Annotated in this window: 15 protein-coding genes; 5 read left to right on the top strand and 10 right to left on the bottom strand. The window is 66.6% G+C overall.

The genetic code is table 11. The annotated features are described in order from the left end of the window. Nucleotides 1-2,616, bottom strand: a complete 2,616-nt coding sequence (locus tag ACKY0W_RS06585) for an AAA family ATPase (protein ID WP_409436895.1) — start codon at nucleotides 2,614-2,616, stop codon at nucleotides 1-3. Continuing rightward, nucleotides 2,613-3,758: an exonuclease SbcCD subunit D gene (locus ACKY0W_RS06580; protein WP_409436894.1), complete on the bottom strand. Its 1,146-nt coding sequence runs from the start codon at nucleotides 3,756-3,758 to the stop codon at nucleotides 2,613-2,615. The genes ACKY0W_RS06585 and ACKY0W_RS06580 overlap by 4 nt, the downstream gene beginning before the upstream one ends. 218 nt (nucleotides 3,759-3,976) lie before the next feature. On the opposite strand from ACKY0W_RS06580, the gene ACKY0W_RS06575 reads away from it, so the two are divergent. Then, nucleotides 3,977-4,477, top strand: a complete 501-nt coding sequence (locus tag ACKY0W_RS06575) for a SixA phosphatase family protein (protein WP_409436893.1) — start codon at nucleotides 3,977-3,979, stop codon at nucleotides 4,475-4,477. A gap of 70 nt (nucleotides 4,478-4,547) precedes the next feature. After that, entirely contained in the window at nucleotides 4,548-5,018 is a 471-nt protein-coding gene (locus ACKY0W_RS06570) for a MarR family winged helix-turn-helix transcriptional regulator (protein WP_409436892.1), read from the top strand. 102 nt (nucleotides 5,019-5,120) lie between these two features. Here the strand turns inward: ACKY0W_RS06570 and ACKY0W_RS06565 are convergent, their stop codons facing one another. The 3 genes from ACKY0W_RS06565 to ACKY0W_RS06555 all read right to left on the bottom strand — a co-directional run bounded on the left by ACKY0W_RS06565 (nucleotide 5,121) and on the right by ACKY0W_RS06555 (nucleotide 10,806). Then, nucleotides 5,121-7,856 (bottom strand): PGRS repeat-containing protein, encoded by a 2,736-nt coding sequence (locus ACKY0W_RS06565; protein ID WP_409436891.1) that lies wholly within the window; start codon nucleotides 7,854-7,856, stop codon nucleotides 5,121-5,123. Nucleotides 7,857-7,929: 73 nt separating this feature from the next. Next, nucleotides 7,930-9,081, bottom strand: a complete 1,152-nt coding sequence (gjpA, locus tag ACKY0W_RS06560; RefSeq protein WP_409436890.1) for an outer membrane porin GjpA — start codon at nucleotides 9,079-9,081, stop codon at nucleotides 7,930-7,932. A 552-nt stretch (nucleotides 9,082-9,633) separates the two neighbouring features. Next, nucleotides 9,634-10,806, bottom strand: coding sequence for an acyl-CoA dehydrogenase family protein (locus ACKY0W_RS06555; protein ID WP_409436889.1), 1,173 nt, complete (start codon nucleotides 10,804-10,806; stop codon nucleotides 9,634-9,636). A gap of 136 nt (nucleotides 10,807-10,942) precedes the next feature. Between ACKY0W_RS06555 and ACKY0W_RS06550 the strand changes: the two genes are divergently transcribed. Together ACKY0W_RS06550 and ACKY0W_RS06545 are read left to right on the top strand one after the other, a co-directional pair. Continuing rightward, a complete protein-coding gene (locus tag ACKY0W_RS06550; protein WP_409436888.1) occupies nucleotides 10,943-11,464 on the top strand; it encodes a TetR family transcriptional regulator in 522 nt (173 codons plus the stop codon). Nucleotides 11,465-11,614: 150 nt separating this feature from the next. Beyond that, the gene (locus tag ACKY0W_RS06545) at nucleotides 11,615-12,103 is read left to right on the top strand and encodes a MarR family winged helix-turn-helix transcriptional regulator (protein WP_409436887.1); all 489 of its coding nucleotides are present in this window, start codon (nucleotides 11,615-11,617) and stop codon (nucleotides 12,101-12,103) included. A 75-nt stretch (nucleotides 12,104-12,178) separates the two neighbouring features. Here ACKY0W_RS06545 and ACKY0W_RS06540 read toward each other — a convergent pair whose 3' ends face one another. From ACKY0W_RS06540 to ACKY0W_RS06520, 5 genes are all read right to left on the bottom strand, one after another. After that, nucleotides 12,179-13,975 carry a fatty acyl-AMP ligase gene (locus ACKY0W_RS06540; RefSeq protein WP_409436886.1) on the bottom strand — a complete coding sequence of 599 codons (1,797 nt, stop codon included), beginning with the start codon at nucleotides 13,973-13,975 and terminating at the stop codon, nucleotides 12,179-12,181. An 87-nt stretch (nucleotides 13,976-14,062) separates the two neighbouring features. Continuing rightward, a complete protein-coding gene (locus ACKY0W_RS06535) occupies nucleotides 14,063-17,719 on the bottom strand; it encodes a PGRS repeat-containing protein (RefSeq protein WP_409436885.1) in 3,657 nt (1,218 codons plus the stop codon). Between the two features lie 73 nt (nucleotides 17,720-17,792). Then, complete coding sequence (gene gjpA, locus ACKY0W_RS06530; RefSeq protein WP_409436884.1) at nucleotides 17,793-18,902, bottom strand: outer membrane porin GjpA; 1,110 nt, start codon at nucleotides 18,900-18,902, stop codon at nucleotides 17,793-17,795. A gap of 574 nt (nucleotides 18,903-19,476) precedes the next feature. Further along, a complete protein-coding gene (locus ACKY0W_RS06525) occupies nucleotides 19,477-19,986 on the bottom strand; it encodes a MarR family winged helix-turn-helix transcriptional regulator (protein WP_409436883.1) in 510 nt (169 codons plus the stop codon). Between the two features lie 1,820 nt (nucleotides 19,987-21,806). Continuing rightward, nucleotides 21,807-22,301, bottom strand: coding sequence for a MarR family transcriptional regulator (locus tag ACKY0W_RS06520; protein WP_409436882.1), 495 nt, complete (start codon nucleotides 22,299-22,301; stop codon nucleotides 21,807-21,809). 441 nt (nucleotides 22,302-22,742) lie between these two features. Here ACKY0W_RS06520 and ACKY0W_RS06515 point away from each other — a divergent pair, with 441 nt between their 5' ends. Beyond that, on the top strand, nucleotides 22,743-23,147 hold the full coding sequence (locus ACKY0W_RS06515; protein WP_409436881.1) for a TetR/AcrR family transcriptional regulator: 405 nt from the start codon (nucleotides 22,743-22,745) through the stop codon (nucleotides 23,145-23,147). The last annotated feature ends 6 nt before the right edge of the window (nucleotides 23,148-23,153 follow it).

Below are 23,153 nucleotides of genomic sequence, written 5' to 3'. Positions count from 1 at the left end.
CTAAGCGGTCAGGTCGATGCGGTGGGCGTCGGTGACGCTGCGGTAGCGATCCGGGCTGCAGGTCAACACGATCACTTGGCCGTTCGAACCGACCGCGTCGAACACCGCGCCCATCTTCTCCAACCGGTCCGGGTCGGTGAAGCCGAGTGCGTCGTCGATCACCACCGGGACGCTGTCCTCCTTGGCCACCAGCGCCGCCCCGGCCAGCCGGGTCAGGATGCCCAACTGTTCCTTGGCGCCACCGGACAGCGACTCATAGGGCACGGTGCGCCCACCAAGGGTGCGTGCGCAGATCTTCAGGTCGGTGTCGACGTCGACTTCGAAATCGGCACCGAACACATGTGCTCCCAGTCGCTGGATCTCGGCGCGGAACGGCTCGACGTAGCGGCGCCGGGTGTCGTCGCGGTGGCGGATCATGGTGGACCGCAGCAGCGCCGCCGCCCGCGCCCGGCGGCCGATCCGATCGTGTTCGGCCGCAGCGTGTTCCCGCGTGGTCTGTGCCGCGTCGAGCTGGCCCCGCCGCCCCTGGGTGCCGAACACGGCAAGCTCGACCTCCACCTCGTGCAGCGCGCGGGCGGTCTCGGCGTGCCGGGCCCGCAGCGCCTGCGCAGCGGTGTCCGCTTCGGCCAGTTCGGCGTCGATCGCCTCGGGGGCGGCGGCTCCCAGCTGGTCGGACAAGTCCGCCACGCGCTGCTCAGCGGTGCGCAAAGCCTGCGCGTTGGACTCGGCGGCGGCCGCCAGCTCGTCATCGCTGACCGTTGCCCGCTGTGCGGCAAGACGCTGGCTGACCGCCTCCAGCTCACCGCGCTGCGCCGCCACCTTGTCGCGCAACAGCGCGAGCCGCGTGGCAGCTTCCGTGCGGCGGGCCGTCGTATCCTGCGCGGCGCGGCGCAGGGCTTCGCAGTCGATGCCAGCCTGCGCCCGTAGGGCCTCGGCCGCGTCACGGTCGGCGCGGGCCTGCTCGGGAGTGATCCCGGCGGGGACCTCGCCCTGCTCGGCGCGCAGCCGCGTCAGCCGGGTACGCAGCGCGTCGGTCTCCTCGTCACCGCGCAACGCAGCCAGGGTGGCGGCCAACTGGTCGCGGCTGCCTTGGAGTTCGCGGCGCCGTTGGTCGGCGTGGCGCGCCTGCGCCAGATCGGTCACGCCGGCCGCCGCCAGGGCATCGGCAAGTTCGGCTTGTGCCGCAGCATGTTTGACATTGGCCTCACGAGCACTGTCGCCAGGGCGGACACGCACCCGCAGCAGGCCGGGCACGTCGACCTCAAGACCGTCGGTGACGGTGGCCGACCAGCTCTGGCCGGCGGGCAGCGCCGTGGGTTCGCCGGCGATCACCAGGTCGATGTCGGCGATCGCGGCGAGCTCCAGTGTCGCCGAGATCGCCGCCAGCGACGCCTCGCTCCGATCGCAGGCCGCCGACGCTTCTTCGATCCGGCGCAGCGTCGGCTCGGTCACGACGATCTGCGCCAACTGCGCCGCCACCTCGGCTAGCTGGCATTCGGTGGCGTCGAGCCGGGCGAGCCGGTCAGCGAGCCGATCCGCCTCTTCGCGAGCGGCGAGTTGGTCGACAATGCGACGGGCGGATGCGGCGCGTTCGGTGGCGGCGTCCACGGCTTGCGCGGCATCGGTGGCAGCGGTGTCGGCCGCGGCGGCGTCGGTATCGACGATGCCCTGCGCCTGGACGGCACCGTCGATCTCGTTGTCCAGCAGGCTGATCGCGGCCGCCCGGGATTCGAGTTCGCCGCGCTGCCGGATCCGCTCGGCGTGGGCGCTGTCCGTGGCGGCACCAGTGGCTTTGGCCGCGGTGGCCACCAACTGCGCGTCCCGAAGCCGGCCGCGCAACTCCGCGATCGCGGCGCCGGCGGCCTGCGCTGCGCTGTGCCGGGAGTCCGCGCCGGCTTGCTCGTCGGTCAACCTCGCCAACTGCTCGGACAGCTCGGCGTGCCGGTGCACCCGGTCGTCCACTTCGGCGAGCAACTCCGCACACCGCGCCACCTCGGCGTCGGCGGCGGCCAGCGCGGCAATGGCAGCGGCCCACTCCCCGGTAGGACGCCCGGTCCCTCTGAAGTAGCGTGCGAACTCGGCGTCGATGCGCTCGATGAGCACGGGCTCGGTTCCACTGGGGGTGGCGGTGTCACCGGCGGCGACATCCAGCGCCCGCGACAGCGCATCGCATCCGGACAAGTCCACCGCCGCCGTCGAAGACGCCTGCAACACCCGCTGGGCCTGCCAGAGGCCGGTGTCCATGGTCTCGTCCAACATGGCGCGGACCCGCTCGTGCGCCTCGTCGCCGGTGAGCTGCTCGCGGCGCGGCTCGACGATCGTCAGTTGCGTCCGGGGGGCCTTGTGGAAGCGTTTGTGATAGACGAAACGGTAAGGGCCGGTGCTGATTTCCGCGGTAACCTCGGCACCGACATCAGCGTAGGTGGGTTTGACCTGTTTGACGTCCTTCTTGGCGGAGCGGTCCTTGGACTCCAGCAACAGATCCAGCGCCTCGATCATCGAGGACTTGCCGATCTCGTTGGCGCCGGACACCACCACCACACCGTGGTCGGGGAAGTCGACCTCTCGGTGCGCCACACCGCGGTAATTGGTCAGCTCCAACCGGTGCAGTCTCATGCCACTCCCCGATCGATCAGGCGCAGCAGCAGCGCCAGCGCGGCGTGGGCGTCGTCGGCAGCACCGGTGTCGACACCTCGGGCGGCGGCGACCAGTTCGTCGACCGCGTCGGCGGCGAAACCGCCGATGCCGAGGTCGGAGAATTCGCCGTCGGCCGGGACCACCACCAGGTGGGTATGACGTTTCCAGGTGCCCACCCAGGCGAACAGCCGCGAATACCGGTCCAGACAGACGTCGAGGGCGGCCCGGTCGGTGACGCTGAGTGAACCCGTCAGCGCCAGCTGAACGACGGTGCGTTCCTTGTCCGGCAGCTGGTCGAGGTTGATATCCAGATCGGTGACGTCACGTCCGGTGTCGAGCTGGCGGTGCAGCGTCAGGAAACGCCATCGACCGACGTGGCGCGAGTCCACACTCACGGCGCCGTCGGCCTCATCGATGTCGACCACCAGCACGTGGCCGGGGTCGGATTCGATGTCGTCGAAGTTGGTGACTTCGGGCGAACCGGAATACCAGATGCGACCCGTTTCCCCGACCTGGGTTCGAGAGTGCTTGTCCCCCAAGGCGACATAGTGGATGGCTCCGCGAGACAGGGCGTCGTGCAAGGCAGTCATCCGGATCAGCGCCGGGTTGTTCGGATCGGGGTCCAGCACGTCGACACCGCCGTGAGCGACCAGGACCCGGATAGTGCCATCGGCGGCCAGGCCGTCCAGTGCGGCGGCCGCCAGGTCGGTCGTGGGGCGCTTGGATCGCCACGGCGCGGCGACGATCTCGAGGCCGGGGCGGACCTGATACACGCCGGCGGTGTCGAGCACCACCACGTTGTCCGGGCACTCGGCGGTGAACAACGCGCTGATGTAGACGGATGCGGCATCGAGTGGATCGTGGTTTCCGGGGAGCAGATAGACCGGCACCCCGATGCTGCGCATGGCCTCCAGGGACTGACTGATGACCTCGGGGGCGAGTTGGTTGTCCTCGAACACGTCGCCGGCGACGACCACGAACTCCGCGCCCGTCTTCGTAGCCAGCGCTCCCAGCCCGGCCACCGCGTCGCGTCGGGCCGCCGAGTAACGCGGCTGGGCGTCGCCGGCCAGGAAGTGCCGGGTCATGCCGAGCTGCCAATCGGCGGTGTGCACGAATCGCATGTCGGTCCTGACCCTTTCCGCCGGGCCGGCGGCCGGGCATCGCGAGTGTATGGCCGGTCACCGACAAGCCCGCGGACCTCGATCGGCAGGTCCGCAAACCCGAACCTCGCGTCGTACTCGTGCGCCACATCCGACACTTCAGCACCACGGGGATCGCGGTGAGATCGTTGTGAATCGGATAGCGCGGCCGATATCGGCCACCCCCTACCCTGGAGCGGGTGAGCACTCACCGCACCCTGATCCTGCTGCGGCACGCCAAGTCGGACTATCCGCCCGGGGCGACCGACCACGAACGTCCGTTGGCGACGCGCGGGATCCGTGAGGCCGGGCTGGCCGGGGACTGGCTGCGTGCCCACGAACCAGCCGTCGATGCGGTGCTGTGCTCGACTGCCGCTCGCGCCCTGGCGACCTACGAGCGGACGGCGCTGGCCGCACCGGTGCGCTATGTCGACGATCTCTACGACGCGACGCCCGGAACCGTGATCGCGACGATCAACACCGTCCCCGACGACGTCCACACGCTGCTGGTGATCGGCCACGAGCCGGCGATGTCGAGTGTCGCGCTGGGACTGGCCGGACCAGGCACCGAGGCCGCCGTGGCCCAACGGATCTCGGAGAAGTACCCGACGTCGGGAATCGCCGTTCTTCACGTCACCGGCAGTTGGGCGGACGTGGAACTGGGATCGGCCGCGCTGGTGGATTTTCACGTGCCGCGGTAAGTCACCGATTCGCGAAATCGGCTGACTGGAAACCGATGTCGGGCTAACATCGCCTGATGGCGAGCGTGCGATGAGCCATCCTCGATGTAGTGGCTGCGAACTCGATGCTGACGAATACAACTCGTGGCAAAGTTATCTGGAAACCACGCTGCGAATGACCGCGATGCTTGACCAGCGGTTGAACGAAGCACACCAACTCTCACTGATCGAGGTGGACGTCCTTGCCGTCTTGGGCGAATCCCCCACCGGCCGAATTCAAATGGGCGACCTTCCCAAATCGCTGCCATCACTTCCGAGCCGGTTCACCAGACATATCCGTCGACTCGAAGAGCATGGCCTGTTGCAGCGGAGCGTCGATCCCTGGGATCGCCGCCGGGTGATGCTGACCATCACAACCAAGGGGCGAGAAGCTGTGGAACAGGCCATGACCACCTACGCAGATTCGGTCCGGGTCCACTTTATCGGTCCGTTGAGTCGGCCGCAGGTATCGGAGATCGCCGATGCCTGTGAGCAGATCACAAGCCCCCTGAAGCGTTCCTAGAGAACGTCATTCCCGAGATGTTCCCGCATTATCTTGCGCCGCATGACCGACCGCGGTCGCCGAGTCCGTGATGGACCCGACGACCGCGATTGACCCCTCGGCTCAGGTGCCCGGCTGACCGTTGGCCCCGGTAGCCCCGGTGCCGCCCGGCGTGCCGCCCGGGCTGCCGGCGCCGCCACCAGCGCCGCCTGTGCCGCCGGTGCCCGGGCTTCCGGGTGTCCCAGCCTTTCCGGTGCCAGTGGGGACACCGCTGTTCCCGGCGTTTCCGCCGGTTCCACCGACGCCGCCGTCTCCGCCATTGCCGCCGGTCCCATCGGCGCCACTGGTGCTGGCCCCGCCGGCACCACCGGCGCCGCCGACTCCGCCAACGCCACCCGCGGCACCATTACCGCCGTCGAGGCCGTTGCCGTCGTCATCGACGCGGCCATTCCCGCCGGCGCCACCGGTACCGCCCATACCGCCGGTACCACCCTTACCGCCGGCGCCACCGTCACCGGCCTGGGCGGTGCCACCGGCCCCGCCGGCGCCACCGGTGCCGCCGGTGTACCCGACGGTCCCGTCGCCACCGGCCTCCTTCGGGAAACTGCTGCCGATGTTGCCGCTGCCACCCATACCGCCGGCGCCACCGTTACCGCCGTTACCGGCGTCCACACTGCCGGCCGCATTGCCGCCGGCACCACCGGCACCGCCGTTGCCGGGGGTGTTGAACTGGGCCATCCCACCGGCACCACCGTTACCCCCGTTACCAGCCTGGCTGGTCAGGCCGAGGGTGTTGGTGGGCATCGCCACACCGCCGCTGTTGCCACCGGCACCGCCGGCGCCGCCGTCACCGCCGACACCGGTGACATTGGCACCGAGCCCGGTACTGGCCGAGCCACCAGCACCACCGTTGCCGCCGTTGCCGCCGCTCGCGCTGCCGTTACCGCCGGCACCACCGTTACCGCCGGCCAGGCCGTCTTTGCCCGTGACGGCGCCACCACCGGCACCGCCGTTGCCGCCGTTGCCGCCGACGCCGACGGTCCCGTTGGCGGTGGGGCCGTTGCCGCCGGCGCCGCCATTACCTCCGAGCCCGCCGCTTTGGCCGTAGCCGCCGTTACTGCCGCCGGCGCCGCCGGCGCCGCCGTTGCCGCCCATACCGAAGACGGTCCCGGCCGCGAACTGGTCACCGTTGACGTCCTTCCAACCGGACGCGGCGCCACCCGCGCCGCCGTTACCCCCGTCACCGGCGCCGGCCGACGAACCGCCGGCGCCACCATTGCCGCCGGCGTAGGAGCCGGTGCCGCCGTTACCGCCGTTGCCGCTGACGCCGCCGAAGTTGGCGCCGCCGCCGTTACCGCCGGCGCCGCCGGTGGCCTTGATGCTCTGGTCGGCCGCACCGTTACCGCCGTTGCCGCCGTTGCCGCCGTGACCGTTGACGCCGCTGGTGTTGGCCAGTCCCGTGCCGCCGCCGTCACCGCCCCGCCCGCCGTCGCCGGCAAGGCCGTTGCCGCCGGCGCCGCCATTGCCGCCGTTGCCGCTATTGGCGGTTCCTGCCGCAGCGCCGCCACCGGCGGAGCCGCCGCTACCGCCGTCACCTCCGCGACCACCGTTGATGCCGTCGCCGCCGGCGCCGCCGTTACCGCCGTGACCGCCGCTGACCCCGTCGTAGGGGTTGCCGCCAACCGTCCCCGCCCCGTAGCCGCCGGATCCTCCCCGGCCGCCGTCGCCGAGGTAGTCGCCGGTGACCGGGTCCTTGAAGCCGTCGCCGCCGGCGGCGCCGTTCCCGCCGACGCCGACCGCTCCGGTATTGCCCGCGTGTCCGTACAGTGCGGAGCCGTAGACGCCCGTGGAGGCCCGCGCACCGGCCTCGCCGCTGTAGCCACCGGCACCACCACTTCCGCCGTTGCCGCCAGTGACGTTCTCGGCGTTCCCGGCAGCGCCGGCGCCACCGTTGCCCGCGGCACCGGCATTGCCGCCATCGCCACCGCTGCCGAACATGTACCCGCTGCGGCCACCGGCACCACCGTTGCCGGCGCTTCCGCCGGCGCCGCCGGCGCCGGGATTGGTTGTCGCGCTCCAGGATCCGGCGGCACCGTCGACCCCGTTGCCACCGACACCGCCGACGCCGCCATTGCCGAAGAACCAGGCCGCCGAGAAGCCGCCGTCACCACCGTCACCACCGGCGCCGCCCGCGCCGATACCGGCTCCACCAGCACCGCCGGTGCCGCCGTTGCCCATGAAGATGCCACCGGCCCCGCCGTCGCCGCCGTCACCATTGCCGAAGCCGTCGCCGCCTGCGCCGCCGTTGCCGATCATGCCGATGGCGTTGCCACCGTTGCCGCCGTCGACTCCGGCCGTGTCGCTGTCCCAGCCCGCGCCGCCGTCGCCGAACCACAGGCCGCCCGCGCCGCCATCGGGGTTCTCCGCGGTGCCGGCCGCGCCGTCGCCGATCAGGTAGACCCCGGCGATGTCGTTGATCCAACCGTTGACCATCGAGCCCAGGTCACTGTTGATCCACAACTCCAGGCCGGTGTGCAGCGGTGTGTAGAACCATTGGTCGATGATGCTGGCCATGTCGAAGCCGCCACCGGCGGCAACGCCGGGCTCCAGAGCCGCCGCCACACCGTCGGAGCCGGTGAGCCAGTCCAGACCGTTGGCCCACCAGTCGGCGCCGCCATCGGCCGGTGATGGGTCGAAGAACAAGTCGAACAGACTGTCCAGCCCGAAGTCGTCGGCCTGGGCGGCCGGCGCACTGATCATCGGCGCCATCCCGAATGCCAGGAACGCACCCACCGCGCTGCCGGCACCGATCACCCGCTTACCGCGACGGCCACTTCGGCTGCTGCTGTGCTGAGTCATGTGCGAACACCTCTCCTGTGTGAAAGCAGTGCTATCGAGTAGTTGGGTCTGGGATCGAGTCACGGAGTCGAAATCAGCTGAAGAGTCCGAAGAAGTCGCCCAGCCAGTCGGTGGACAGGCTCGAACCCGGGTCGGTGTCGCTGATGTCGGGGGGTGGAACGTCCGGAATGTCGGGTAGGTCGATCCCGGCACCGGGTGGAGTGACCACGACGGGTCCCTTTCCGTCCCAACCGGATCCGAGCAGCGCACCGATGGTCTGGTCCCAGGCCAGCCACGCTCCGATCGGACCGATCGCCTGGCTGGCGATGCTCAGGCTGCCGAGCAGGGGCACGCCACCCAGGTCGAGGCCGATGCTGTTGAATATCGAACCGCCCACTGCGGGAACCGAATCGACGACCTGCCCGCCGGTGCCCAGCACCTCGTAGGGGCCGACGGCCACTGAGCCCGGGGTGAACAACCCGCCGAACGCGATGTCGAGATGTTCCATGCTCAGCCCCGGTGGGAAGAATCCGGCGTGGTTGATCAGCGGCAGCAATGAATCCAGGCTCAGTGTCGCGCCGTTGAAGAACGCTCCGGACATGTTGGCCAGGGTGTCGGTGAAACTGTCGTTCGCTTCGATGCTGTTGAGCAGCGCCACCCACGGGCTGATGCCCGGGCCGATCATGCCCATGATCATCCCGCTCAGCGGCGACGACAGGAAGTTGACGATCGGTGTCACCATCGCGGGGTCGATACCGGCCGGCAGGAACTGCGGCAGCAGCTGCACCAGCCCGATGTGGCCGAGAAGGTCGGTGACGCCGTTCCCCGAGCTGAGCATGTGGTTATGCACGGTCGCAACGGTTTCGTCGGACGCACCCCCCAGCGAGTAGCCGGTCAGCACCTTCTCCAGGTTGTCCTGCATCTGCGCCATGACACTGTTGAGGTTCGTGGGGTCGTCGAACACCTGCTGCCAGAAGTCGCCCTGGTTGGCCAGGAACTGCTGGAAGCCGACATTCGGCGCCAGGTAGTAGTTCTGCAGAAGCCGGGACACGTTGTCCGAGGTTTCGTTCCACACGTCCTGCCAGGTCCCGATCAGGCTGCCCACGATGCCGCCGTCGGCGGTCAGCGCCACATCCCGGACGACGGAGACTTCTGCCACCGGGGTGGCCACCGGGGTGACCGCGACCAAGCCGCTCCCGACCATCACGATGCCGGCGGTGACGTAGGGGCGAAGAGTTTGCTGCACGACCGTCTCCTTATGTTGTGCTCCGCATATCGCGTAAGCCCGACACATCTCGACGGTCGCCCTGTCCGGCAACTGCCGACATGAACAAGGCGAAAGCTACTCCGGATAAACTTGTGATGTCCAGGGAAAAATGAATATTTCCTTATCCATTTTTCGCCTAGCCAGTGGCGGCAATCACATGTTTTACACATTACAGCACGTCAATAGACGTTTTAGATCCTGTGCGGCTAATGATTTTGACGGATGTCGACAGGAGCGAAGCTACCGGCAAGTAACCTAAATCGTCTGGTCGTGACCAGATCCACTCCCCCGCCAGGCTGGAGTCGGCGTCCCGCGCGAAACCCCTCTACCTGGAATTATGGACTTACCACGTCACACGAGCCAAGTAACTGCTGAGAAAGGAAAGTCGGGTTGCCGGACCCGAACCTTGAGCCGCCCACAGGCGAGACCCTGGCCATTGACGGTGCCCCCACCTCCGCCGCCCCCCCCAGTCTCCGACGTCGGAAAAGTTAGCTGGCGCCGTGGACCGATGGCAGCGATCGCGGAGCGGCCTCAGATCATCGCCCGCAACGCCGGCGACGGTTCCACCCCCATGACCGTCAAGGCACTGGAGTGATAGATGGTCCCCGGGGTCTGGATGGCGTGCCCCAACCCGACGTGGGCGTCGCGCCAGAAGCGCTGCAGCGGATTGTTCCGGCGCGCGGCATTGCCCCCGGACCGGGCGAAGATCGCGTCAGCGGCCGCGACGGCCCGCCAGGCGCAGCGAATCTGGTTGCGCCGCACCAGCGAGCGATCTTCAAAGCTGATCTCCTTGCCGGCGTCGGCCAGGTCGTACATTCTGCTGATGCCATCCAGGAGTTGCACACGTGAGGCCGCGATCTCCGCGGCCGCTTCGGAGATGGCGTAGAGCACGTACGGGTCGTCTTTGATCTTGGTGCCGGTGGCGGCCACCCGGTCGCGCTGGTAATCCAGGTGCGCCGCCAGGGCGCCTTCGGTGATCCCGATGAGCGCGGCGGTGATCCCGAGCGGGAACATGGTCCAGAACGGCAGTTTGTAGACCGTCTCATCGCGCCCGGCCGCTTCGGCGGCGCTGGCACCGGAGGCGACGTGCTCGAAGTCGATGGTGCGGTAGTCCGGGATGAAGGCGCCGTCGACGATGATGTCTTTGCTGCCGGTGCCCGACAGGCCGATGACGTCCCAGGAGTCCTCGACGATGGTGTAGTCAGCCCGCGGCAGCACGACATGCAGCACCTTCGGCGGTCCGTCGACGCCACCGACGCGCGCGCCCAGGAAGATCCAGCTGCAGTGATCGGTGCCCGAGGAGAAGTTCCACCGCCCGGTCAACCGATAGCCACCCTCGACCGGGGTCGCAACACCTTGTGCGGCATAGGGAGACGCGATCCAGGTGTCGGGATCCTCGGCCCAGATTTCGGCTTGCAGCCGACGGTCCATCAGCGCCATCTCCCAGGGATGCACTCCCCCGACGCCGCAGACCCAGCCGGTGGAGCCGCAGTGCTTGGCCACCGCCATGACCGCCTCGGCGAAATCGCGCGGGTGCGCGGCGTAACCGCCGAAGTCCGTCGGCTGCAACATCCGCATCACGCCGGCTTCGCGGATCAGCGCGACCGACTGCTCGGAGAGCTTGCCCAGCCGTTCGCTGTCTTCCGCGGTATCGGCCAACTGGGCGGCGATCTTCTCGACGCGCTCGATGACTTCGTGCGCCATAACCGGCACCTCCTGCTCTGCGGAACCCCCGGCGGGATCCGTTGGTGTCAGTACCGTACCTCCGATTTGTCCAACTGGTCAATCCATATGGTCAATCCATTTGTGCAATGGGTTCCCACCTGGCTAACCTGCCCCCATGGGCAATCGTGAGGATCTGCTGGAGGGCGCCAAGCGCTGCCTCGTCGAACGAGGCTGGGCCAATACCACGGTGCGCGACATCGCCGCGGCGGCCGGTGTCAGCCATGCCGCCATCGGCTATCACTTCGGCAGCCGCGAACGCCTGCTGGTGCAGGCCCTCTTCGAAGAGCTCGACGAACTCGACGCTCGCATGTCCCCCGACGGACAGCCGGCAGCCACGGCGGTGGAGCGATGGCAGGCGGTGCTCGAGTCCTTCACCACCGACAAGGCGCTGTGGACATCGCATCTGGAAGCGATCGTACAAGCCCAACGCAACGACGAACTGCGCGCGCGCCTCGCCGAAGGACAACAACGCGCGCGCACCGAGCTGGGCGGCTCGCTCGCACTGGCAGTGGTGCTGGGCATGATGATCCAGTCACTCATCGACCCCGACAGCACGCCGACAGCGACGCAGGCGGTCGCAGAGATCCGCGAACTGGCCAACGGCCTCACGCGCACCGCGCCGCGACAACCGTCGTGAGTCGGGTGAGCGGCACCGCGCGCCAACCGAATCGGGCGGTACTGACCGATTTTCCCGCGCGGCACTGAGAATTTGTCGTCGCCGGCATCAATTTCGAAGTTCTTGAGCGAAATTGATGCCGAAACGCAAACTGTCACATAGGATTGCCCCATGATTGGGCGCAACGTCCGGCGGACCGCCAGCGCCATGCCGGGCCTCGACATCGCTGAGCATCGGTCCTGGCAGAATTTCTTGACGACCACCATGGGCATGTTCGGGGCCTTGAATCGGAAATTGATGGACGCACACCAGTTGACGCTGGCCGATGTGAAAATCCTGGCTATCCTGCGTGATTCACCTGCCGACGGTGCCAGAATGGGCGATCTCGCTGAGGCGCTGCTGTCACACCCAAGCCGGATAACCAGGCACATCAGTCGACTTGAAGGCGAAGGGCTGGTACTGCGAACTCCACGTCCGGGTGACCGACGTGTGGTGGTAGCCACCAGCACCGACAAGGGCCGAAAGATGTTGCAAAAAGCCAACGTTACCTATGCCGAGGCGGTTCGATCCGAGTTCCTCGGGCACCTGTCACGACCGCAGATCGCAGCGTTGGGCGAGAGCTGCCGACAGATCGGCGCAGCATTCACCGATCCCGAGTAGTAGGCAGCAATTTCGAGCGGTAGGAACGATTCGGGCCGCCGTCGGTCTCGGCAGCAGTCCGATTTGACGGGATGCCTAGCGAACTAATGATTGTTGGAAGATGTTGGCCACAGCGGCCTGCTCCAGGATCCCGACCGGGGCGGGCTGCCGCGGTGCGTGCCATTCGGCCACCGTCGGACAGCCACGATCGAGGAACTGTTGCCGACACAGGCCGCGCTGGACTTTGCCGCTGGAGGTGATGGGAATGCTCCGCGGCTGCACCAGGACTATCGAGTCCGCCTGAATCCCATGGTGCGAGGCGAGCGCGGCCTGCACTGCGTTCACCATCTCGTTGAGATCGCCTTCGGTGACTCGTTCGCGATCCACCTCCTGCACCATAACGAGCTGGGCGGCACCCGATTCCGGTGTGACCGCAAAGACCGCACTGCGCCCCGAGAGAAACGCGGGGTGACATCCCTGCACGGTGACTTCGATGTCGTTCGGGTAGTAGTTGGCACCGCCGATCACGACGAGATCTTTGTAGCGCCCGGTGATGTACAGGTCGCCGTTCGAAAGGAAACCCAGATCGCCGGTGCGCAGGAACGGGCCCTCCCCCGTCTCAGCGATATGCGCCGCGAAGGTTCGCGCGGTTTTCTCCGGGTCGCCGAGGTAGCCTCGCGCGACACTGGGACCGGCAACCCAGATCTCACCGACTTCATCAATGCCGCTGCGCCGGTGGGTTTCCGGGTCGACGATGGCGAGTTGTTGTCCGCCGCGGGGCTTTCCGCAACCGACCAACGTCACGGTGGTGGGCGCATCCGGCGCGCCGTCGACAACACGGTCGGATTCCAATGCAACCCGGTCCACATGCCGCACCACCGGGAGCTCGGAGTCCGAGTCTCCGGTAACCAGCAGCGTCGCCTCAGCTAGCCCATACACCGGCCGAAACGCCTCCAACCGAAAACCCGCCGGAGCAAACGCCTCCGCAAAAGCCCGCATCGTCTCCATCCGCACCGGCTCAGCACCGTTCATCACCACCGCCAGCCGCGACAGATCCAGTGCCGCCCGCTCCGCCGGCGTGCTGCGCTGCACACAGATCTCAAAAGCGAAATTCGGTGCCACGGTATAAGTGCCGCGGTTGCGCGAAATCGCCTCCAACCACGCCATCGGCCGCTTCATCAACGCGCTCGGCGACATCAACACCGTCGTGTAACCCAAGTAAATCGTCTGCAGCACACCACCGATAAGACCCATATCGTGATGCGGCGGCAACCACAACACCGCAACCTGCTGATCATCCCCAGGCCAGGACTGGCGAATCGCGCCCAGATTGTGCATCAAATTCGCATGCGTAACGACCACACCATTGGGTGCCGTAGTCGAACCCGAGGTGTACTGCACCAACGCAGTAGCGTCGGCGTCGATATCCGGTACCACCCAGGCGTCGGCGTCGGCAGCGGGCGCATCGGTGCTCAACCACCGCACCGGCTGCCCATTGCTCAACTCGACCACCGTGTCCACCATCGCCTTGACCTTGCCCGGCGTCTCCGGGGCCGCAATCGCAAAACCCGCCCGCGCATCCGGAATCACCGACGACAACCGCGGCGCCAACCGCTCATGCACCGGCACCGCCACCGCACCCGCAAACAAACACCCAAAGAAACCAACAATCGCATCCAAACCCGGACGACAAAACACCAACACCCGCTGACCCGCCGCACCCTGGGCCTGCAGGCTGGCCGCGATCGACCTGGCCTTAACGTCCAGGTCGCGGTAAGTCAGCCGGCTCTCTTCCTCGCCGTCACCGTTGTAGGAGAAATTGAACGCCACCTTGTTCCCATAACGGTCGGCTTGCCGCCGCAATAAGTCGACCAGGGTGATCGCGGTGGACATGATCTCCTCACCTTTCTCGGATACGACCACGGTCGCCGGGCCATTGCGGACCCGGCGACCGTGATCAGTGATCTATCGCGGCCGGTCTCAGGGGATAACCTGACCGGGCTGGCCGGGGGTGCCGGTATCGCCGTCACTGCCGGTCTGGCCCGCGGGGCTGCCGGTCCCGGCCGCACCGCCAAGGCCACCGGCCTGCGCCGCCCCGGCGGCCCCGCCGCGGCTGGTCCCGTCGCCGCCGTTGCCGCCGTTACCAGAGTTACCGCCAGCACCGCCGTTACCGCCAGCGGCGCCGTTGGTGCCGGTACCGCCAACGCCACCGGGATTGCCGGCCCTGCCGAGGCCACCCTTGCCGCCGGTGGTACCGCTTCCGCCGTCACCGCCGTTACCGCTGTTACCGCTGTTACCGCCGTTCCCTGCCGTGTTCCCGGCGCCGACACCGTTTCCTCCAGCGCCACCGTGGCCGCCCAGGCCGCCGTTTAGCCCCTTGCCTCCGGTACCGACAGTGACATCGGCACCGTTGGCACCCTCACCGCCTTTACCGCCATTGCCGCCGTTACCGCCATTGGCGTTACCACCCGTGCCGTCGCCGCCCTTACCGCCATCGCCTCCAGCGCCGCTCGCCGGGCCGTCACCGCCGTCACCGCCATCACCGCCATCGGCATTGTTGGTGCCGTTACCGCCCGCGCCGCCGTTGCCGCCCTTGCCGATAGACGTAGAATTGGTGCCGCTACCATCGCTGCCATCGCCACCGGCACCACCGTTACCGGCACTGTTGTCGGGACCTGCGCCATTGCCGCCGTTGCCGCCGTTGCCGCCGTTGCCGCCGTAACCGTCGTTGCCGGCCATACCCGACCCGCCGTCGGTGCCGGATTCGCTCGCACCGCCTTGGCCACCACTACCGGCGGCTCCAGCCGCACCGGCGTTACCACCGGCACCGCCGTCGTACCCCGCCCCGCCACTGTCGGTGCCACCATTACCACCATTACCACCATCACCGGCTAACCCGCCGGTGCCACCGGTGCCGCCGAGGCCGCCGTTGCCGGTACCCGACGTGCCGCCTTGACCACCTTGACCACCTTGACCGCCAGTGCCGCCGGCAGATCCGTCGCCGCCGGCTCCAGTCGCGGAGTTGGCGCCGTCGGCGCCCTTGGCCCCGACACCGCCGGCACCGCCTTGGCCGCCAGTGCCACCGGCGCCGTCAAGGGCGTCGTTACCGTCGGCGCCTGACGTGCCGCTGGTGCTGGCACCGCCTTGGCCGGCGGTACCGGCGGCACCTCCGGCGCCACCGACGCCCCCGAGGCCGCCGGTGCCGCCATTGCCGGTGCTGTCGGTCCCGCCGGTGCCGCCGGCGCCGCCGAGGCCGCCGGTGCCGCCGGTGCCGGCGTTACCGCCGCGACCGCCATCGCCCGTGTTGGAGGCACCACCATGGCCGCCGTTGCCTCCGGCACCTCCGGTGCCGCCGTTGCTTGCAGTGCCGCCGAGTGCATCCGCCTGGCTCCCGCCGCTATTCCCCGAAGTACCGCCGGCACCCGTTAAGCCGCCACCTCCGACACCGCCATTACCACCATTACCACCATTACCGGCGTTACCGGCGCCACCGTCGCCGCCGGTGCCGCCGACGCTAGCGTTCGCGCCTCCTGTGCCTCCGTTGCCTCCGTTGCCTCCGTGGCTGGAGATATTGAGGGTGTTCGTGGGAGCTAGCGTCGCGGCCGTGCTGTCGCCACCGGCACCACCGGCACCACCCGGTGAATCATCGCCCTGGGCGCCGCCGCCACCACCATCACCGCCGGAACCACCGACGGCGGTCCCGTCGCCACCGGCACCACCGGCGCCGCCGGCCCCGAGCCCGCTTAAACCGCCATTGCCGCCGTTACCGCCGACGCTGACGCCGATAGTGGCGCCGTCGCCCCCAGCACCGCCGTCGCCGCCAGAACCCGCGGTCCCCGCGACGGTGAACCCAACGCCACCACCACTGCCACCATTGCCACCGACGCTGTAGACCGTGCCCGGGTTGTCGGTGAAGACGACACCGTCGACGTCTTTCCAGCCGGTACCGGTGCCGCCGTTACCACCGTTGCCACCATCACCGCCGGTACCCGAGCCGTTAATGGGCATGCTGCCCCCGGTGCCGCCGTTACCGCCGGCGGCGTGCGAACCGGCGAGCAGTCCACCGCCAGCACCGACCGTACCGTTACCGCCGTTGCCGCCGTCGCCGCCGGCACCGGCGTGCCCACCGGTGGTGCCGCCGCCAGCGCCTCCGTTACCACCAACACCGCCGAAGGTCTGGATGGTGTTGTCGGCAGTGCCACCGTTGCCGCCATCGCCACCGAGACCGCCGTTGCCGGCGGTACCGATGTTGTTGGCACCGCCCGTGCCGCCGACACCGCCATTACCGGCGACACCTTGGACACCGACGGCACCGCTGGCATCACCGCCCTTACCGCCAGTACCACCGACACCGCCGGTGTTGAAGCCGCCGGCCGCACCGCCGACACCACCCGCGCCGGCGTTGCCGCCCTTGGCGATTCCGGCGCCTCCGTCACCACCGGTTCCGCCGTTGCCGGCGTCCGTGCCAGCGCTTTGCCCACCGGCACCGCCGACGCCGCCGTTGCCTCCGGTCAAGCCCTGACCACCGGTCCCACCCGTACCACCGTCACCGGGGGTGCCGGCGATGGAGCTGCCGCCGACCGGCCCGGCCTCTCCGCCCGCCCCGCCGGCGCCACCGGTACCGCCGTTGCCGAGGAAGTCGCCGTTGACGTTCTTGAACGCATCACCGCCGGCGCCACCTTCGCCGCCCGTGGCGCCGACACCGGTCTGGCCGTGCTGCCAGAAGTTGGATCCGGCCGCGCCACCGTTACCGCCAGCAGCGCCGTTGCCGCCATTGATGTGATCGACCGTGCCGGCGGCACCGTCTCCCCCGACACCGGCCGTTCCGCCATCGCCGCCGTTGCCGTACTGAGCGCCGCCGCGGCCGCCGGCCCCACCGTTACCGCCGGCACTGCCGTTACCATTGCCACCATTGGTGTAGCTACCGGCGACTCCGTTACCGCCGTCGCCACCAACGCCGCCGTTGCCGAAGAACCAGCCCACCGCAGCCCCGCCGTCACCACCGTTGCCACCAGCTATGCCTAGGGCCCCGGCGCCGGCGGCGCCACCGGCGCCACCGTTGCCCATCCACAGGGCACCGGCACCTCCAGCGCCGCCATCAGCACCGATGCCACCCGCGCCGCCGTCACCACCATTGCCGAAGAACCCGAGAGCAGCCCCGCCGTCACCACCGTCAGCGCCGGCAATGTCACTGTTCCAGCCATCCCCGCCGTCACCGAACCACAAGCCGCCGTCGCCACCATCGGGATTGACCATGGTCCCATCCAGGCCATTGCCGATCAGATACATCCCGGAGAAGTCATTGATGCTGTTGTTGATCAACTCACCGAACGGGTTGGTGATCCACCACTGCATGCCGGCGTGCAGCGGCTCATAGAACCACTGCCCGATAAAGCTCGACATGTCGAAATTGGACCCAAGGGCAGCACCCGGATCGAAGTCGGGGGGCGGCGCAACATCGGCCGAGTTGAACATGTCATTGAGCCACCCGAAATCGATCAAGTCCTCGAAGTCGGCCTGCGCCTGCGGGGCAGCAGCCAACGGGCTCATCCCGAACGCCAAGAACGCAGCGACCGCACTGCCTGCGCCGGCCACCCGATGACGGCGCGACTGGCTGCTGGTGTGACGACGATTCATTTGCTAACACCTCTCCTGTAAAAAAAGTCTTGGTTGGCAAGTTGAAATTTGTTGGTGGAGTTGATGCGCCCGGTCAACCGTCCAGCCCGTCGGCCGGGAAAAAGTCACTGAACAAATCGTCGAAGTTAGTGGGGAAGTCGATGTCAGTCCCGGGTGGCATCGCAGGCACGTCGTACGGACCGGACTTGCCGTTCCAGGTGCCCCAGCCGAGCTGGCTGCCAATGACTTGATCCAGTCCCAGCCAGGCCCCCAACGGGCCGACCGCGTCACTGTCGAGCTGCAGCGTGTTGATGACCGGAACACCAGTAAAGGTGATACCGACGCTGTTGAAGATCGAGCCACCCACAGCGGGCACCGAGCCGACTGAGTTGCCGGCGTCGTCGACCACGTTGTAGGGGTTTACCTGGACGTGGCCGCCCGGACTGAGCAGCCCGCCGAAAGCAATGTCCAAATGGGTCATCGCCATGTCTCCCGGGAAAAGACCCAGGCCGTTGATCATCGGGGTCAGGCTGGACAGGTCGAGAGTCGCGCCGTTCAACAAGCCGTTGAGCGGACTGGCCATGATCTGGCCGAAGCTGTCGCCGTCGATGATGCTGTTCAGCAGCGCCACCCACGGGCTGATGCCGGGCCCCAGCGAGCCCATGATGACGCCGCCCCACGGCGAAGCCAAGAAGTTGATGATCGGCATGATCGAGTCCGCCTGATCGGGCGGCAAGTAACCCGCGATCTGACCGAACATCGTGCTGTGACCACCAGTAGCGGTGCCATCCATGGTGTGGTGAACCACCGCATCCACGGTGTCCTGGTTGGCGTTCAGCAGCGTGATGGCAGACATCGCCGCTTGCCAGTTCTCCTGCAGGTCGTTGGTGACCTGGGTGAGGTTCGCCGGGTCGTCGATGACCTGCTGCGCGTAGCCCGAGAGGTTGGCCATCAGCTGCTGGAACGCCACGCCGGGAGCCAGATAGAAGGACTGGGTGAGCGTGTTGACGTTGTCCGTCGAGGTACCGAGGACCTGCAGCCACGGGTCGAGCAGATTGCCGAGTGGACTGCCGTCGGCCGCGAGGCCGACGTCGATGAAGCTGTTGCCGCCGGGCAGTGGCGCGGCCGCCGGTGTGACTGCGACGAGGCCGGCGCCCACGATCGCGACACCGGCGGTGGCGTAGGGACGAAGTGCTAACGGCATTGCCATCTCCTCAGAGCTCACCTTCAGTTCAACGGGTACAAGGTTCGAGAGACCTTTATGTGGGTCGAAATGAGAAATTACCTCAGAAGAACTCAGGTTCCTACAGGTTTCGGGCGCGGTTGAATGATCCGTTCGCGACTGGCGATTCCCCGCAATCCAATAATGAACCAAAATAGCTGATCAATCCACCTCGCCAGGGGCTCCAGCAACGTATACTTGCGGTCGACACAATTGCATTTAGAAATATTCTGGAAATTGATTAGAACACGTTCATAAATCTGGTTATGGCGGGGACGGGGCGCTGCTTAGGCGTTTGAGCTGCTCATATCGACCAAAAGAGGATTTGACACGCGTCGAGTATGTGACGGATCGTTGCGTCCAAGATGCCGACCTGACGGCCTCTGCTTGGCAAACCACTGCAGCACTCGTCGACAGTGCGCACGTAAGGCACGAGTAATTGGCGAAAAACGCCACAGCCAGCGGCGCAGCGCGCCTGCACATTTGCCGCAGGCCGGGAGCTAGCCGTCGTATTGAAGTAATATTTAGATAAGCGAACAGGAGGAACTAACCGGGCTCAGAGCAGCTCGAACCCTGGCGGCTCCGCAGCCTTCGCCCGCTGAGTGATCCGACGACACCCGTCGCTCATCGCGATCATCTGCCGACGCGACATCTGATCGAGGTAGTACCTGCGGACATCCTGGGCATACGCCTCCGCGGCAGGCTTGACCTTCGCCCGCCCCTGGCGGGTGATGACCGCGACCACACCTCGCAAATCCATCGTGCTGCGGGCGCGGCGCACCAACCCTTGCGACTCCAGCCGCCGAACCTGTTGGCTGATCCGACTGCGATTGACCATCAACTCCTGTGCCAAGTCACCCATCCGCGCCCACCCACCAGGCTCCCTGTTAAGGATGTCCAGCAGCAAGAAGTCGAACAGCGTGAGCTGGTTCTCCGCGAGAAGTCGCCGGCTCAGCACGTCGACCAGTCGCGCCGATGCGTTCAAGAACTCTTGCCAACACTCCTGCTCCAAGTCATCGAGCCCCGGCAAGCGATTCGTCGGCGGCCCGGCAGTCGTCTCCTCCACGGCGGGGGACGGTATCCAACATGGTTGTTCCACACGAGAGGAAACGCTGGCAAATTCAATTGTCACCGCAAATCCACCACCCAACGGTGGCGATCGGCAATCTTCGAGTCGGCGACGTTGCGCTGGTCATAGACTTCTCGATCCCGTAGCAGAAAATTTTCAGACTGAACTACCTAGTTCACGACAAAAGCTACTCGCGAGTAGCTTTTCGTAACGCGTTCCCTCGCAAGCACTAGATAGCTAGATGTTTGTTTTTTGAGTATTACACGGTGCTCAGATGCAGTAAAGGGGCAAATATCTAGTTTGCTGAATAACGTCGTTATTGCAACACGTTTCAGGTCGCTCGACGGGTGACGGCACAGGCGTGCCGAGAGCCGTCTTGGCAAACCCGTTGAAGGAGAGTCGCCCACAGAGAACAACAAACACCGTTTCGTCGTGCACGCCCGCGGCGCCGCATCATCCCAGCAAACTCACCGCCAGCGCACCCGGGCCAAACTTCACCGGCCATGGGAGCAGGGTTCTGGTACCCATGCTCCATAACCGTCACCGTTGCCGCGCTCACCGACTGGATTGGGGTGCCGACTTAGGCTCGTTTGGAATCGTCCGGCAGGCACTCCAACGGCGGAGCATTGACTGCGCGGCAGGTGTCGAACAGGGCGTGCATCTGCCCGCGCGATAAACCGAGTTATACGCGCAAATCGTCAACGCGTCGGTCGTCAATGCGCCGATGGGCTGTGCGCATCCGGTACACGCAACACGCCGGAGCGCGCCCCACCGGGCTGGGGACCGAGTGCACATCGGCACGTTCCGGGCGTGCGTTCTGCGTTGCCACCCGGCCTCGCGTCAACTCCAGGACGTCAGCCCGTTCGATCACCGCGGAGCCCCGCGATCTGATCTGAGCCGGCAGACGATGGCAGCAACACGTCGAAGATCGTGAACTTATGTGCCTCAAGGAGTTTGGTGTCCATCTTGGCTGATCGACTTTCGGCCAGCCGGGGTACCTCTACCAGTATCGGCGTCGACCTCTGCGGAGTCCCGGCACCTACCTCGCCGGAGGCTCCAGAGTCATCGCATCCATGACAACAGGGGCCAGGCGATGCGTTGACCGACCCGTCGGCAAACAGGATTCAAATACAGCGATACTCAGGAATTCATCAGACTAGCGCCAACCGGCGACGTTCCGCGGCGGTCTTTGCCAGGTCATTTTCCTATTGATTTTACGTTTGTATCAATTTTGCTGTGAACTACCTGCTTAAAAGCCGAATGCCGACCTGAGTGCCATTCACTGCGCATGCTATCAACGCATTTGCGCAGCTAGTCGCCACGTTTTGCACACAGACCACGCGATAAGACGTCGTATTTCGCAGTTCATAGTTGTTACCGAGTCTGCCAGTGACGCAATGGCCCCTCGCGCGCACGGCTTCCGCGCGCACCGGTTGAGCGATCACCGCAAAGCTCGCCGCTCGCGGCCAGGGCTGCATGTTTGCCTCAGAAATCTGGTGGGAACCAACGCCCTCCGCGTGGCATCAAAGGGGCCGTAGCTACCGGGCTCTGGGATATGCTTCGGGCCCCGATTTGTCGCCTAACGCCGGCGTCAGCCGACTCCCTCTTGCCTGTCATCGGAGCCGGTGGGGGCGTAGCTGTTCGGCCGGCAAAGCGCTCGTCGACGTCTTCGCAACCGTCGGACGTGCTGCACTCCCACCGCCACCGGACGGGTCAAACAACTACTCAGAGATGGGCGCTATGGTCGCGATCGCTTAGCCGCCGGAACGGCTTTGGCGCCCGACTGACTCCAGCTGACTATGTTGCCTGGCGCCGACTCACCCGCGGGCGCGCCGCTCAGGAGAGCCTTTCACGCCGGAAGTGTTGAGCGAACCGTTGATCCGCCGGCAGCCGTCCACCAGGCTGACCATGTGCTCGTGCTGAAGGTAGTCCAGGTATTGGGCGCGGACCTCCCGCGCATAGGTCTCCAGCACCGCGTTCAGATGCATATGACCCTCACTGGTGATCCGGAGCAACATGCCGCGCGCGTCGCGCCGGTTCGGACTACGAGTGATCCAGCCCAGCCCTTCTAGTCGGCGGATCTGGGTGGTCAACTGCCCCTTCGACACCCACAGTGATCGAGCCAAGGCACAGAGCCGATGGCTCCGGCGATCCGGCCTGTTGAGCAGCTCCAGCAGCAGCACGTCGCGAATGGAGATGTTATGGGCGTCCATCAACGACTCGTTAAGCCCTGCCAGCACATTGAGCGAGCAGTTCAGAAATTGTTGCCAGGCACGCTGCTCGATCCCGTCGAGCCCGGGTAACGGCAGCATGGGCTGGAGTTTGTGTATTGCGTCCACGGCGCGCGACGCTAGCCGAGACGGGGTCGGCCGTGCTGCCAAATTTCAGCAATGCTCAGTTTTCCTCGCGGATTCATCGTGGCAAGAATGACATTCAGCGAAGGCTGGTTCGTCCGGATTGCTCTGGTCAGCGAGATACTCTGGGTCCCAACACAACACTTCCAACTAGAACTAGTTGGTTCAGAATGAAAACCTCGTGTCGTCTCACCAGTTGCTGTCCACCGCGGGCGTCGATTCCGTCAGCTTGAGCGCCATCGAAGCGCGTCGATCTGAGGTGTCTGAGGCTTCCGCGCTGGGCGGGCGGCGATGTCTCCGGACAAGCCGAATTCGTCGCCAACCGCGGAGTCGTTCGTCGGGTCGCCAAACCATGAAGGGTCGCTGACGAACTGACCGTTCCCGAACGCGTCGGCCAGCGTGCCAGCACCGGATTCGGATATCGAAGGCGCCAAGCGCTGCCTCATCGAACGGGGCTGGGCAAATACGACGGTGCGCGACATCGCCGCAGCGGCCGGCGTCAGCCACGCCGCGATCGGCTATCACTTCGGCAGCCGCGAACGCCTACTGGTACAGGCCCTCTTCGAAGAACTCGACGAACTCGACGCCCGCATGTCCCCCGACGGGCAGTCAGCGGCCACAGCCGTGCAACGCTGGCAGGCGGTGCTCGAGTCCTTCACCACCGACAAAGCACTATGGACCTCGCACCTGGAAGCCATCGTGCAAGCCCAACGCAACGACGAACTGCGCGCACGCCTCGCCGAAGGCCAACAACGGCAAGCGGAAATCTCGGCGCAAGTAATGCTTCTGCAGCAGGGGCCATAAGCCGAG

The organism is Mycobacterium sp. SMC-14 (assembly GCF_046250075.1).
Classification (GTDB): domain Bacteria; phylum Actinomycetota; class Actinomycetes; order Mycobacteriales; family Mycobacteriaceae; genus Mycobacterium.
This window is presented reverse-complemented; position numbering and strand designations above follow the sequence as displayed.